A 14,850-nucleotide genomic window follows, 5' to 3' on the forward strand; every position below is an offset into this window, starting at 1 on the left:
CTTTTTTATAAACGATTAAACTCTTTTCAAAATAGTACAACTGTTTGGGGGATTTTTGTTATGGTGACCATAAAAAATGCGAATGGTAAATTATGCCTATTACAACTCGTTAATTAGGCTTTCCCACATTTAGAAAATATTAAAATAATTAGAATTATTCATGTTATTTGATTTTTACTAATCTATAATAAACTATATGGGAATAAATAGGAGGTATGTATCATTGATGAAGAAAAAGTTTATTTTACCTGTAGCTCTGTCGTCAGCGATGTTGGTAGGTTCTATCCCAGTTAGCAGTGTATTTGCGCAGCCGGCTGATTCGAAGGTCATTAATAGTGTACAAGCTTCTAAGGAGTGGAATGAAAAAGCAAGCGTTCCATTATTTGTGAAGGAGAGATTTGCAGAGAAATTCTCTTCTAGCACCTCTTCCGATGCATTTAATTATTTGAAGAAAAACGAAAGTAAAACCGGAATTAATAATCCGAATAAGAATCTAAAAGTGAAGAGTGTACAAAAAGATAAACTAGGTATGACTCATGTCCGCTTTAACCAGTCAGTAAATGGAGTGAACGTAGAAGGATCTGAGGTTGTTGTTCATTTTAATAAGAATAATGAAGTCGTATCCGTCAACGGAAGGATAAATAAAACAATTTCCGATAAGGCAGTGGACACGTCTGCTTCTTTAAGTGGTGATGCTGCACTAAAGACAGCATTATCCTCTGTCAATGCTCCTGAAGAGCTGACCTATGAACCAACTACTGAGCTTGTTGTTCTTCCTTTTGAAGGGGAAAATTATACAGCCTATAAAGTGAATGTTAACTTCATGGGGCATGATCCTGGGAACTGGTTTGTTTTTGTGGATGCAAACACAGGAAAAGTCATCGACAAATATAATGGCTTAATGCATGCTGATGAAATGAAAACACAAAAAGGTGCTGGAAAAGGTGTACATGGCGAGCACAGGGAATTACATATTACCCAAGTGAAGGAACCGAATTCTGGAACGAAGTTTACATTAGCAGATTACTCTCATGAGAACCTTGAAGGAATCGTAACGTATGATGCTAAAAATGATAACACTTCCAGTAATGATACTCTCTATGTGGGGAATTCTGCGGCATTTATCGGCGACTATGATCGAGCGCTTGTCGATGCACACTATAATTCAGAAAAGGTATATGAGTATTATCTAAATGAGCATGGCCGCAATTCTCTTGATGGGGAAGGAATGGCGATCATTTCTAAAGTTCACTATGGTAACAATTATAACAATGCTTCTTGGAATGGGCGTTGGATGACCTATGGTGATGGTGACGGTGTGTTCATGACTTCTCTATCAGCTGGTCTTGACGTTGCTGCACACGAAATGACTCATGGTGTCATCACTCATTCAGCAAATTTAGTATACCGCAATCAATCCGGTGCATTAAACGAATCGTTTGCTGACGTCTTTGGTGCACTTGTTGACAATAGTGATTGGGAAATGGGCGAGGATATTATGGCACCGGCTGCTAAAGCTGATGGTGTAACAGTTTTGCGCAGCTTAAGTAATCCAAACAGTGTTGTCGTCAGCAACGAGCAAAGAAGGGCGTATAGTACAAATGGCGGAGTCTATCCAGACCATATGGATGAGTTTTATAATATGCCAACCTCTGTAGATGGCGGTGGTGTCCATGTTAACTCCTCCATTACAAACCATGCCGCATACTTGATTGGTCAAGAAATTGGAAGAGAAAAATTAGGACAAATCTACTATCGTGCTTTAACGGTTTATTTAACCCCTAATTCCGATTTCAGCGACGCACGTCAGGCTATCGTTCAGTCTGCTATCGATATTTATGGTGAAAGCAGCGAGGAAGAGGCTGCAGTCCAATCTGGATTTGATTCGGTGGGAATATACTAAGTATTTCAGATAGCCTGCAAGAATCACTGATATATCCCCCATATGGACAGTACATGCTCTTTTTTCTCTCCATGAAACCCGCCCGTAATTTATGCAATAAAAACGGGAAATACTTAAAATGTTTTTCCGACAAAAGACCATATATCAATGATGTATCAAATCCTGTATATTGGATAATTCGATGCCATTTTAAAACAATTGATATCACTGGCTTTGTGAAAATATCAACTGCCGGGAAGGGCCATTATGTAAAGTAGTTCTGCATCCCACATGCAACTTTTTGGCTACTGTTGATATTTATTAATTACACACTTTTAACTAAGATAACTTTAGTTGAGGAAACATATTAAAGGATCTTCCAATGGAAGATCCTTTTTCATTATCGATAGAATCGATCTCCTATGTAAACTCGCATAGTATTTTTGTTCAACGCCTCCGTTTTGGCGCTCCTTGTTGAACTATCCTTATTTTAATTTGTTGCAGCATTACGACACCCACTCCTTTCCTTTGAAATCTCCTGTTACTCTTTATTCAGTTATCATTTTAAATTCCTTGTTGAACTAACCGATAAATGACCGCCTTGCATTTCTTGACAAATTTACGAAGGATTTTTCGCGGCTGGTAATCGAACAGATTTAGTTAGTGAACCATTCCGTTTATATAATCGGGATATTGCAGATAGTGCATCACCTAAGGGAAAGCTCGATTGTATTACCGCCTTTAGTAAGACAGATTTTAGAGAGGACTTGGAAAAGTTCAATATACCTACTCTTATTATTCACGGAAAACGCACATATGATTCCATTCCTGGGAGTAAGCTCGCTCTAATACAGGGTGGTCCGCATGGATTAAACGTAACTCATGCAAAAGAATTTAATGAAGCGTTACTAACATTTTTAAAAGACTAATAAAGTAATGACAATTTTATTAAATGAGAAAGAGCAGTCTTTCTTTTTTACAAGGTTGTTATGAGGATAAATAAAACCTAAGTGTCAACTTTCGTTTAGGTTGCCACTAGGTTTTTATTAAGACTTATTCATGATCATAGTAGCTCTTTCTGCCTTGTATGTAAGAGTTGGCAATGTCCAATGCTTTTTGAACGGCACCAATTCGGTTATAGAAGTGGAAGAGTTTTTTTTCGTAGTGTTCAATTAACATGGTGAAGCCCATATTTTTAAAAAAAGGAAGGGCTGTAGTCTCAATAAAATGATAGTAATCGTCTTCTTCATGATTAAGCTGATAAAGGTGTAATTCAAAAAAAATCCAGTTATACGATTTTGTCGATTTTGCTATTCTTAGGCCTTTATGTGCTAATTCCAATAAAATCTCGTTTGAAAGTAGTTTTCCTTTATAACAAGTATTCATATAACCATCTAATGCAGTTAAATAATGAGGAACCTTTTCATCAATTAGTTCCATGGCTTCTTTGTACAGTTCGGATGCTTCTTTGTATTTTTTTCTTCTGTAAAGTTCAAATGCGAGATTATTAAGGAGCTTTGATTTACGGTCCATTTCATTAATGGTATCACAGGTACGTATTAATTGTTCGTAACGTTCTTTCGTCTCTTCAAAATCATGAAGCTCCTTTGAATTTAATTGTAATAACATGATCGTCTCTGTATCAATTATTCGGATGACATTTAACGTTTTTTGAAAATAGTCAAGGACTTTCTCTGCATAATAATACGATATTATATTAGAATGAATAAGGTGATAGGCTAGTGCCAAATGGTAATAATATTCAAAATGATTATATTGACTTTGATCAATCGATGTTAAAATTTGAATACAATCTCGATACTGTCCATTGTGAAAATAATACATACCTAGAACATTCTTTAACATATTGCGGTCTTGCGGAGAAAAAGATGATTCATTTTTTTGCAGGTTTTGAATAATTAATAATGCTGTTTCTAATTGATAATTAGATAAATAATACCTTGCAGAGAGTAATTGATAGAAAACTTGAAAATCTGGCAATTGAATCAGTGTTTCTTTTTCGATTTCATCTTTTAAAATTTCTGATTCTTTGCTTTGTTGCATAACGAACGTGTCGTGCCATAACTTTAGTTTCTTTTGAAGATTATGATACCGCACTAATTCATCATCAAGACAGATATTCAATCTTTGGGATAATAAGTGAGTAATTTCCCCTGAGTAATCTGTTATCCCTCGTTCTATCTTACTAAGATGTGTAACCGAACAAATTCCTCCACAAAGCTGCCCCTGAGTCAACCCTGCTCTTTCACGATAAAACTTGATAAGTTTCCCCTCAATCATAGCTGCACCTCTAGATTGTAATTTTATCTACTATATATAGAAAAAAATGAATATATAATCTATATATTCTAGTAAAATTAGGAAAAGCGCAAGGCTACTTTAATAGCTTCCCTCTATTTATTAGCTTTTTCAATAATCACTCTTATTTCGAATTCCCAACCTACCTCAATATTTTATTCTGAAGAAAATCCAAATAACGTAACCTTATTGGAATACTCTCTTTCTTTAAAAATACTTTTAGAAAAATTTTATACTTTCTTTAAAAGTTAAAACACGATGAAGCTAAGCTTTCATCGTGTTTTTTAATCGTTATGGCTGTATTCCCAACTCAACTAAAATTGATTCTAATGTCTTACCTTTATACATTTTCTTTGGTTTTGGAGCATTATCGACATGCTCATTTTGCTTGAGATAGTTTGTTTGAACATATTTCATATCTTTAGCATCAACTATTCCATCAAAGGTGATATCCGCTGCACGCTTCTTTGTTTTCCATGCATTTTGAATTTCAATTGCATCTAGAACATCAATGACATTGTCTTGGTTTACATCACCTGCAGTAATATCAAGGGCAGTTATCCAGCGATTTTGACCGTATAACTCACCATTGTGCTCAAAACCTATACCAGAATTTAGTTTTTCTTTCGTGACAAAGTGGCCTGGGACTTTCATTTCAATCGTGAAGGCACTTGTGCTTAACGGCAGCTTGTTGAATACATATTGTCCATTTTCTTCTACCGTTGATGTCGCATCGAACTCATTTCCTTCTGAATCAAAGATTTTCACTGTACCGCCAACCTTGCTCCAATCCCTTTTCTCTGTAACAGTACCATCTTCATTTTTAAATCCTTGCGGAGTGACATAACCGTTAGCCATTGAGAATTGAGGGTTAACCTTCCAACTATAACCAGATTTTAAAACACTGCTTGTCTGATTATTAGCATCCGTTACGCTCACAATCGGATTAATGGCTGCTCCAAGGGTATATTGATCATCCTGAACCTTTAAGGTAACCTCAACGACTTTTGCATGGTCTAATGCTTTACTCTCTTCATTAAATTGGACAGTAACGACATTGTCTTTAATCGTTAAAGAGGCTTTGTCCGAGAATTCGCTGTGAAGCTTGGCATCAACTAACTCTACCCTATCTAAACCACTGTCATAGCCTCCGTCACCATTAAAGTTCCATTCCGCCTTTGACACTGCGTTAAGGTTATCTAATGATAGCGTTGTTTTTACCGTATCGCCTGTTTTCACCTCATATTTTTCGCCAATAGCATACGCGACAGGTGTACCTTCTTTTACAAAGTAATATTGCTTTGTAGCTGGTTTGTTTCCTGCCATATCATATCCATTCATGCGGAATTGAAGTGCTGGGATGGATTCATCCAGGGCGATTTCTTCGACAAACTTTCCTTCTTTATCCATTGGAATTGGCGAAGAAGGGAAACCACCTTGACCCCAGTAATACACCATCGAGTTCGATGATTGATCGATATTTACGCCCAATTTCTTTAGTTCGTCAATGGTTGGATCTGTGATTTGAATTTCGAATGGATATGTTTCTTGACCTGGCTTATATTCAATAAATGGAGACTTTCCATCAAGTGAACTTTTAAAGCTCGGTGCATCGAGATCGATGAGCAAATGCTGCGTTTCAGTTGTAACCTTGCCGGAAGTACCTGTACCAATGAATTTCAACTTGTAATGTCCCGGTTTTTTCACATAACTTGCTTCTTCCGAAATGGGCTGTTTTGAGTTTCCTGTAAACTCATAATAAGCTCCATTAAATGCATATAATCCATAATCTACATTGTCATAAACGTAATCTAAATTTATTGTTCCGACCAACCCGAGGTCCTTTCCTGTTTTGCCATCTTGAAGAATGACATCCATTTTTTCCATTGGTGCACGAAGGTTAAAATCGGCTAATACAAATGGAGTACGCATAGGATCCCATCCTACTTGGTTTAAATGACTTGGGGAATAGGCAGGATTTAGTAGTCCAACCTTATTAAACCCATCTTCCATTGTTCGGAAGCTGAAAGGAATCCGATACTGCTCTGATGAATTCGCATTGTTTGTTAATGTAATATTGCCTTCATAAATTCCATCCTTTGCTTTCTTAGGAATAAGCAAACGTGGTGTTACTTTTTTGAAGTCTTCACTTTTTACGGAAATTTTGCTTGGAATTTCCATCTCCACTCCGTTTTCCTTCAAGCTATTTGAACCATTCGTTTCAGTTACAGTGACACTGAATGTTTTGTTTACTTTATCATTATTTTCAATAGTGATTGATTTTTTTAGATTTAGCTTTTTATCTACATAGTGAACATCAAAGCTGAGTCCGCCCGTCAATTCTTTTACCTTGATTAATTCCTCAGCACCTGGAACAAATGTTTTATCGTTAATTTTGAAGCTTGTTCCACTATACACAGCTTGGTATGGATCAACTCTTCCTGCTCCAACTTCAAATACACTGTAGTCTCCGTTGAGAGGATCTGCCGTATTCATTAGAACGACTTTAATATCTTCCGGCTCTAATTGCGGATTCGCTTGAAGCATGAGTGCTGCAATCCCCGCTGTATGAGGAGTAGCCATAGATGTTCCAGAATATCTTGAATATGCATATTGATAGTTTTCTTGATGTTCAGCGTCCACCATATAAGAAGGGATTGTTGAGAGAACACTTACTCCCGGTGCCGTCACTTCTGGCTTCATATCGTATGTTTCTCTTGCCGGGCCTCTTGAGCTAAAGTCCGCTAAGTGGTCACCTTCTGTCTGTTTATCCGCGTATTTGGAGAAAGTAAAATTCGCTTCACCTGCTTGAATCTGTGCTTTAATGCTTTCTCCCGCTTCTTTTGTTAAAGAAAATGACGGCACAAAGTCAACGGACTCTCCAAGATTGGCATTAATTTGCCCTTCCACATTGTTATAAAGAAGAACGGCGGCTGCTCCATTTTGTTTCGCATTGCTGACCTTTTCCGCTAAGGCGAATTCGCCGCGTTCCACAAGTGCAATTTTCCCTTTTACATCCTTGCCGGAATAATCAGAGCCATTTCCTAAACCGACATTCACTACCTCATAGGATTTCCCTTCCCATTCCTTTAATTGGTCTGAATAGTGGCGTGCCAAACTAACAAGTTCGATCGAATCTTTATTTCCGATTTTCCCACTGAAAGTAGAAACCGCCATCGGCACATCACTCGCCCCGACTGTCAAAGCAAGTGCTGCTGAGCCAGGTGAACCTAATGTATAATCATCTGATCCTGCATTTCCAGCTGCTACAACTGCTGTTACATCATTAAGGACAGCATAGTTAATGGCAGTACTGGTTGGATCATAAGGATCATTGATGTCCGATCCGAGGGAAAGGTTGATAACATCCATGCCATCGTTTACAGCTTTTTCTATACCTGCAATGACCCCTTCAGATGATCCTGAGCCATATGGTCCAAGAACACGATATGCATATAAATCCACATCAGGAGCCACACCTTTCACAGAAACCTCTGCATTCGTTCCTTGTCCAGCAATGGTACCTGCGACATGTGTTCCATGGGAAGTATAATAGGAAGAACCGGACCAGCTAAATTCTGGTTGCCCCGACGCTTGCCAATCCTTGTACGTTGCCTCCATTGGATCATTATCTTGATCAACTAAATCGTAACCGCCCTTATAGGCATCCTTCAAATCAGGGTGGTTGTAATCAATCCCTGTATCAAGAACCCCAACTTTGATTCCTTTTCCAGTAATACCTTCATTGTGCAGCTGGTCAACTTTTAAATATGGAATACTTTCAACGGATGTACCAGGGGCTGATTTCTCTCCCATGGCGATCGGATCGACCTTAAATTCTACATCTTTATATACTGCTTTTACGACTTCGGATTGTAAAAGCTGCTCTACCTGATTAGCGGGCAGCTTCATAGCTACCCCGTTATAAACGGTCTTAAAGGTAGAAGTGATTTTATGACCTGTTTTCTTGCTTCTAAGATTAGTAGATGGAAGAATCGATTGAATGTCTTTATTAAACTGAGCATGTTCCTTTTCTACTTTATCATCCGCTTGTTTTTTAGAAAGCTTCTTTCCTTTTACATTCGCATCCAAGACTGCAACTTTTCCCGGCTTTGATTTAAACTGGACGATGACCGAGATTTCTTTATCCTTTTTTAACTCTTCCATTTTAAATCCTTGCAATCCGACATTATCTGTCATTTCAAGTTTATTTAACGCTTTTCTTTGTTCACTTGTCAACGAAGCCAAGACGTCTTCTGCCTTTATGTTCGCTGCATTTGCATAAGGAATGAAAGGCTTGTTTGCTGATGATAGCAGCAAGCCAGCTGACAGCGTAATCGCCGCTGTTCGTTTAATGAATGAGTGAATTTTCATATGTTCCCTACTTTCTTAGTTAAATAGAAGATTTCCGAAAAAATTTCCCTTTCTAAAAATTTAAAATATTCTTATAATAATATTAATTGCCTTTCTATTGGATTGCTATCGGGTTAATTTTACAGTGCTTTATATCTACTTTTTCTTTTAAATGTTCTAAAAAAATCATTATTCCTGCGAAAATTAGTGAAAAAGACTTAAATTCATTTTTATAAATTGGGGTTTTCTTTATTAAAATGGCTTTGTTAAAGATTAATGTTGATTTTGAACAAATAAAAGAGACCACTTAAAAGTGGTCTTCTTAAGTACATCCTATGGAACTAAAGCACCTGTTAGTTGAAGAAATTTAAATAAATTTTCTATATTCAATCAACAAACAATCTCTATACTCACCTTCATGAAATTCATGTTTTGGCATTATTTTCACCTTTTTAAAACCACATTTTTCATAACACCTAATTGCTCTTTCATTCCATGTTTGTGGGTCCATTACAACTATATCTGCTTGTTTTTGTTCAATTAAATACTCAACCATAGAGGTTATAAGTAACTTCCCGCGACGACCAAAAAAGGATTAATCTCCCAAGGTGCTACCTATAAAGGGCGCGACAGTCGGTGGTGCACCGTTTTTTAATTTTCATGGGAGTTTATTAATTCACCTTTTTCACATTCAAAAGACCACCTAATGTTAAATTTACACGCCCTTAAAAACTCAGAACCATTTTAAAACCCCTGAGCTTGTCCTTAAAATTCACTAGACAAGTTCACGATATCAAGCCTTTGTTACTAGTTTTGAAGGTTTATAATTCTATTAAATAAAAAAATATTTGGACAAATAAAAAAAACATTTCCATTTGCTAAAGGCGGGAACCTTTAACGGAAATGACTTTCACCCTATAGCACTTTTTCGAATGAATATACTCCCTATAAGAAACCTTAGTTAAAACAGATGACCTTTAAAATATATAGTACGTACTTGTTTTGACTAATTTTTTAAAAGAAATTATTATCAATTGATTGACCTCATTTACGGTGAAGGAAACCTTGCTGCTTCAAAGTTTGGAGTTTGTCCTGAATTTTGAATAGTTCCTGGTACAGTACTAAAAAAACTACCCTAACTGTATCGCCAGGTTGCAATTGTACTATTGTGCATGCACTGTCGCTATTTCGTGTCAATGGTAATCCACCTATATAAAATTACTTGATACAACTTGAGCTATACCATTAACTTGGATGCTCAATTCAGTTGCATGGTTTATAGCCGGATTGATAGGTAAAAGTCCAACATTAGCACAAATAGAATAGACACCAGATTGAGTTGGGGTAAATATCGAAGTCGCAGGATCATACTCATTATTTAAATCAAATATTTCATTAGGGAAATTTACAATAACAGATGAACCGGCTACTATAGGTTGTGCTATCAAATTATTTTCAGCTCTAAACGCTGATTCCTGCTCAGATGGGCCTTGGTCGCCTTGTGATCCTTGTGGTCTTTTGTGCACCTTGAGGTCCTTGATTACCATTAGCTGGTACAATTACATTCCCTTTAACGTTTTGATCTACCTTTTGTTCCTGTTTAGATGAACATTTACATTTACTATATCCGCAATCCTTACATTTTTTTATTGCATTTACATTTACCATGGCCACAATCAGAACATTTTTTATCCTTACTCATTTTTTCATCTCTTTTCCAAGGCATTACTATCCTGTTTAACTGGCATTAAATTGGATTGGACAAGTATTTATAAATCAATCCAAGCTATTTGCATTTAACAATTAATCTTAGATGAAGTAACAAATCCGTTCGTATACTTTTACGAACGGGAGTAACAATACTGTACCCCATTTCGCAAATTTTATAGGCTAAGAGATGCCAACCTAAAAAGTCGAACTCCTCTACATTAAGGGCTCGACTTTACTCTTTTAGGCTTTCCTGCTTGTACAACATAATTGGTTTTGTGAGGAATTCTCATAATTTTTTTTGATGTATGTCATTCTTGTACCGGTTAAAGCCTTTTCTACAGCGATTTCCCCATATTTCCATCCTATCGGGTAGATTTCCTAGATCGCATTGAAATCGATATTTTTCTGCCAGTCCTCATATGATTCAGGATCGATTTTCTTTGCTTGTTCCAGGAATGTATCCAATAACCCCAATTTCTTTAGATCACGAAACATCTTCGGATTATATGGATCATTCATTGTGAGACCATCTGAATGATCAATTGCTTTCAGCACATTACCCTCTGTTACTACAAAATGTCCGATTGAGGTCTTGATCCTAATAAATCCAACTCTCTTTAATTCCTTTCGAATCATTATGATTTGTTCTGTAAACGATTCGGGAATATCTTTCGTTTCTTTCAAGTAATCCTTTAAATTGGGACCTTTTAAATACTCCATAATTACATAGTTTGGTCCAACTTCATATAACCTCGGAACAATATGAGTTTCCTTCGCTGCTTCAAGTGCATTCCCCTCTTTAGTTGCTGCATTTGGATTGACATAAATCTTTACGCAACGATCCTTATCTAGCTGGAAAACAGCACCTTGAGTTCCTTCCCCAATTAGTTTTAATGTGGTTGGATTATGAATAATAAGCTCTTTTGCACCGTTCTTTTCTATTCTTTCAACCTTAATTAATTTAAAATCATTCATCTAACCTACCACCTCTTTTCTTCTTTTTGATAACCCTAATATCTATAATATGAAATCATCGATTTGTTGCTTTAGGTTAATAACACACTTTTTCACAAAATTAAGTCATCCCCTCTTTTACAGGGTTCTTAATGATGAACAGGTCCTAAAGGAAAGCTTTTCCCAGCATTTCTTCAGTGTCTTATGCTCATACACCTACAATTAAGAACTTTACAAAAAACATACAAATATATGTACTTGTCCGTTTCAAATCCTTTCCAATTTGCATTTACTATAAAAGAGGAATAACCAGAAAGGAACTGATCAGAAAGGAGAGTTTACATGGGATACATTGAAGATTTACGTGCGCTCGTTGGGCCAAGAGCTTTGATACTTACAGGGGTCACCGTTTTGGTTATCGATCAGAACAGCCGTTTTCTGATGGTACAATCCGGTAAAATTTGGAAATTGCCAGGCGGTTTTATCGAATTAGGAGAATCTGCGGAAGAAGCATGCAGGCGTGAAATTTTGGAGGAAACGGGAATTAATATCGGTAACCTTCAATTAATTGGCGTTTTTTCAGGGAAGGAATATTTTACGAAGCTGCCTAATGGTGATCAATACTTTCCAGTCAACATTGCTTACGTGACCGAAGAAATACTCAGCGGGGATTTAAAACCTGATGATATAGAAATACAAAAAGTTCAATTTTTTAAATGGTCCGCCTTTCCGAAAGAATTAACTGAACGAGATCGACAAATATTTCAAAGTTTTATCGAAAATTTGATTTTAGAGGGAAGGAAGGGATTGAAATAGTGAAGACAATCGCTTTTTACATTAGAGAACCTATTAAAATAAATCAAGGATTTATGTACAATCAGATCATTATGTTGGATCAATATCGGCCTATTGTAATAGGCCCTTACCCAAATAGCGACAATGTTCAATATCAGTTTCAACATTATTATAATTTGAACGAAATTCAAGACCTCGGAGCCTTCTTTAAGGAGCAAAATGTAGTTGCGATTCACGCTCATCAAGGGAAACATTCCATCGATATTTTACCAACAGCTATAGAGTATGATATTCCATTGATAGTGCATTTTCGAGGACGTGATTCATCCACTCAAACATATAAGAGATTTCGCAAAAATGTCCTCCGATATCAAAATTTAGTAAAACATGGAGCTGGTTGTTTTGCAGTTTGCCATTTTCTTGCAGATGAATTAATGAAATTAGGATTTGAAGAAGATAAAATACATGTATTATATGGTGGTCTAGATTTAGATTTATACCCATTTTTCCAACGTTCCTTACCTAAGGAAGGAGAAATCCGAATCTTGTCTGTAGCCAGACTTGTCGAGAAAAAAGGATTCCTTACGCTTTTGAAGGCTTTTCAACGGATTCATCAGGAATTCCCAAGAACGACACTGCACATTATTGGGACAGGAGAAGATGAAGAGAAGATAAGAGTTTTCATTGATGAAAACCAATTAACCGAACACGTTTTTCTTAGAGGACCAATGGATTCCAACCAAATTTCTAAGGAATTAAGAAATTCCCATCTCTTTTGCCTTGCTAGTGAAACGGGCGAAGATGGCGATGTAGAAGGGATTCCAAATGCATTAAAAGAAGCCATGGCAAGCGGTTTACCAGTCATCTCCACCTTTCATGGAGGGATTCCAGAATTGATTGAGCATAAAAAATCAGGATTCCTTGTTCCTGAGAAAGATGATTTAAAATTGGCTCAAGGTATAAAATATTTCCTGAGTCATCCAAGAGTATGGAAAAGATATACTAGAAGTGCAAGACAGGTTATTGATGAAAATTTTGATTTGAATAAGCAAATCATCGAACAACAAAGGCTATACAGCTTAATAGAAAAAAATAACGGAGATAATTGACATGGAAACCATGGGACAGTCCAAATATCCAGTTGAGCTCGTACAAACTTTAGTGGGTGGAACGGCTCATGTCATTCGTTTTAGCGATGGTAAAAAATATGTAGTGAAATGGAACGGTACTCAGAGTAAAAGAGCCAAAGAAGTAGTAAATGAGTATGTGGTCGGTAAATTAGCAATGTTTCTTTCCCTCCCTGTTGTCCCCTTTGAACTAGTATTTATCCCAGAAGAATTCATAAATAATACTCCTAAATTACATTCAAAAAAATACAAATTCAGTTCTGGATGCCAATATGCGTGTTTATTTATCGAAAACAGTATTGTACCAGATGAAGTGGTTAAAGCTTTTCCATCCAAGACGGAAGTGAAAAATCACGATATGCTTGCCGCAATGGTGGTATTCGATCTTTGGGTGAATAACATCGATCGGACTATGAGCAATTTACTTCTGGAACATCTTAGTGATGGCAGCTATTTTGTCCATTTGATTGATCATGGTATATGTTTTCCGGGTGGATATCAATGGTCTGCAAAAACGCTTACTCAGAAACTGAATTATGATATCCCTTACCAAGAAACTTACCGATGGGCCTTCTCTATGCTTAATGAAGAAGATTTTACATCGTTTGTAGATAAAATTGTATCCCTTCCAAACGAATTAATCTATGAAGTTACCCAATCCATCCCTGAAGAGTGGGGAGTCTCGAACGAGGAAAGTGCAGCGCTGTACAATTTTCTTGTAGAACAGAAAAGTCATTTACCGAATCTTATAACCAATTTCATCAATCAATACAAGAGCAATATAGTTAATAAAAAAGATAAAGAGAAAAAGGTAAAGAATAAAAAAGATAAGAAAAATAAAAAGAAAAAGAGCTAGACAAATATTTCTAAAGGAGACAAAGTGATATGAAAAAATACCCAGTTAAATATGTACAAACCTTAAGGGGTGGAACCGCTCATGTCATTCTTTTCAGTGATGGCAAAGAATATGTAGTGAAGTGGTTCGATACTAAGAAAGGAAGAGAAAAAGAAGTAGTCAATGAGTACCTGATCGGCAAATTGGCAGAGCTCCTTTCACTTCCCGTTATCCCATTTGACCTTGTATTTATACCGGAAGAATTTATCAAGAAGACTCCTGAATTACAATCTACTAAACTCAACTATAGTTCTGGATACCAGTATGGCTGTGTTTTTATTGAAAACAGTACAGTTTTCGAGAATGTTAGAGTAAATCCTCCCACTAAGACGGATGTTAAAAACCGAGATATGCTTGCCGGTATAACGGTATTCGACCAATGGGTGAATAATTCTGACCGAGGTACGATGAATGTCATCTTGGAAATTCTCAATGATGGAGGCTATTATGTCCATATGATTGATCATGGCAGAGTTTTTCCGGGTCGCTACCAATGGTCTGCTCAAACGCTAAGTGAACCACCGGTATATAACTACCACTGGCCTTTTTATAAATGGGCTTTCTCTCTTCTCGATGATCACAAAGAGCTTACATCGTTTATAGAAAAAATAGTGAATTTGCCGAACGAATCGATCTATGAAGTGATCCAATCCATCCCTAAAGAGTGGAATGTGGGTACGAAGGATAGAGATGCTCTTTACCAGTTTCTTTTAGAACAGAAAAATAAATTGCCAGATATCGTGGATCGTATCATCCATCATCATAGCAATCCAAAATAACGTGGGTTTTTTCCCACAGAATAAAGTAACTCCTTA

Annotated in this window: 9 protein-coding genes and 2 pseudogenes; 6 read left to right on the forward strand and 5 right to left on the reverse strand. The window is 36.6% G+C overall.

All coding sequences use genetic code 11. The annotated features are described in order from the left end of the window. Positions 1-226 precede the first annotated feature (226 nt). Positions 227-1,903, forward strand: coding sequence for a M4 family metallopeptidase (locus tag QUF94_RS28140; protein ID WP_289318926.1), 1,677 nt, complete (start codon positions 227-229; stop codon positions 1,901-1,903). A 567-nt stretch (positions 1,904-2,470) separates the two neighbouring features. Beyond that, positions 2,471-2,811, forward strand: a pseudogene (locus QUF94_RS28145) (alpha/beta fold hydrolase); the annotation flags it as partial. A 124-nt stretch (positions 2,812-2,935) separates the two neighbouring features. On the opposite strand, the gene QUF94_RS28150 reads toward QUF94_RS28145, so the two are convergent. From QUF94_RS28150 to QUF94_RS28170, 5 genes and pseudogenes are all read right to left on the reverse strand, one after another. Further along, entirely contained in the window at positions 2,936-4,183 is a 1,248-nt protein-coding gene (locus QUF94_RS28150; RefSeq protein ID WP_289318927.1) for a helix-turn-helix domain-containing protein, read from the reverse strand. Positions 4,184-4,492: 309 nt separating this feature from the next. Further along, a complete protein-coding gene (locus QUF94_RS28155) occupies positions 4,493-8,575 on the reverse strand; it encodes a S8 family serine peptidase (protein WP_289318928.1) in 4,083 nt (1,360 codons plus the stop codon). Between the two features lie 346 nt (positions 8,576-8,921). Further along, positions 8,922-9,131 (reverse strand): annotated as a pseudogene (locus QUF94_RS28160) (GNAT family N-acetyltransferase); the annotation flags it as partial. Positions 9,132-9,762: 631 nt separating this feature from the next. Further along, positions 9,763-10,101, reverse strand: a complete 339-nt coding sequence (locus QUF94_RS28165) for a hypothetical protein (RefSeq protein WP_289318929.1) — start codon at positions 10,099-10,101, stop codon at positions 9,763-9,765. Between the two features lie 541 nt (positions 10,102-10,642). After that, the gene (locus QUF94_RS28170) at positions 10,643-11,239 is read right to left on the reverse strand and encodes an RIO1 family regulatory kinase/ATPase (RefSeq protein WP_289318930.1); all 597 of its coding nucleotides are present in this window, start codon (positions 11,237-11,239) and stop codon (positions 10,643-10,645) included. A gap of 321 nt (positions 11,240-11,560) precedes the next feature. Between QUF94_RS28170 and QUF94_RS28175 the strand changes: the two genes are divergently transcribed. The 4 genes from QUF94_RS28175 to QUF94_RS28190 are packed head-to-tail and all read left to right on the forward strand — an operon-like array spanning position 11,561 to position 14,814. Continuing rightward, positions 11,561-12,034, forward strand: a complete 474-nt coding sequence (locus QUF94_RS28175) for an NUDIX hydrolase (protein ID WP_289318931.1) — start codon at positions 11,561-11,563, stop codon at positions 12,032-12,034. Next, entirely contained in the window at positions 12,034-13,122 is a 1,089-nt protein-coding gene (locus tag QUF94_RS28180; protein ID WP_289318932.1) for a glycosyltransferase, read from the forward strand. The genes QUF94_RS28175 and QUF94_RS28180 overlap by 1 nt, the downstream gene beginning before the upstream one ends. Position 13,123: 1 nt before the next feature. Further along, positions 13,124-13,996 (forward strand): HipA family kinase, encoded by an 873-nt coding sequence (locus QUF94_RS28185; protein WP_289318933.1) that lies wholly within the window; start codon positions 13,124-13,126, stop codon positions 13,994-13,996. A gap of 29 nt (positions 13,997-14,025) precedes the next feature. Further along, the gene (locus QUF94_RS28190; protein ID WP_289318934.1) at positions 14,026-14,814 is read left to right on the forward strand and encodes a HipA family kinase; all 789 of its coding nucleotides are present in this window, start codon (positions 14,026-14,028) and stop codon (positions 14,812-14,814) included. Positions 14,815-14,850 lie beyond the last annotated feature (36 nt).

This window comes from Peribacillus sp. NJ4 (assembly GCF_030348345.1).
Lineage (GTDB): Bacteria > Bacillota > Bacilli > Bacillales > DSM-1321 > Peribacillus.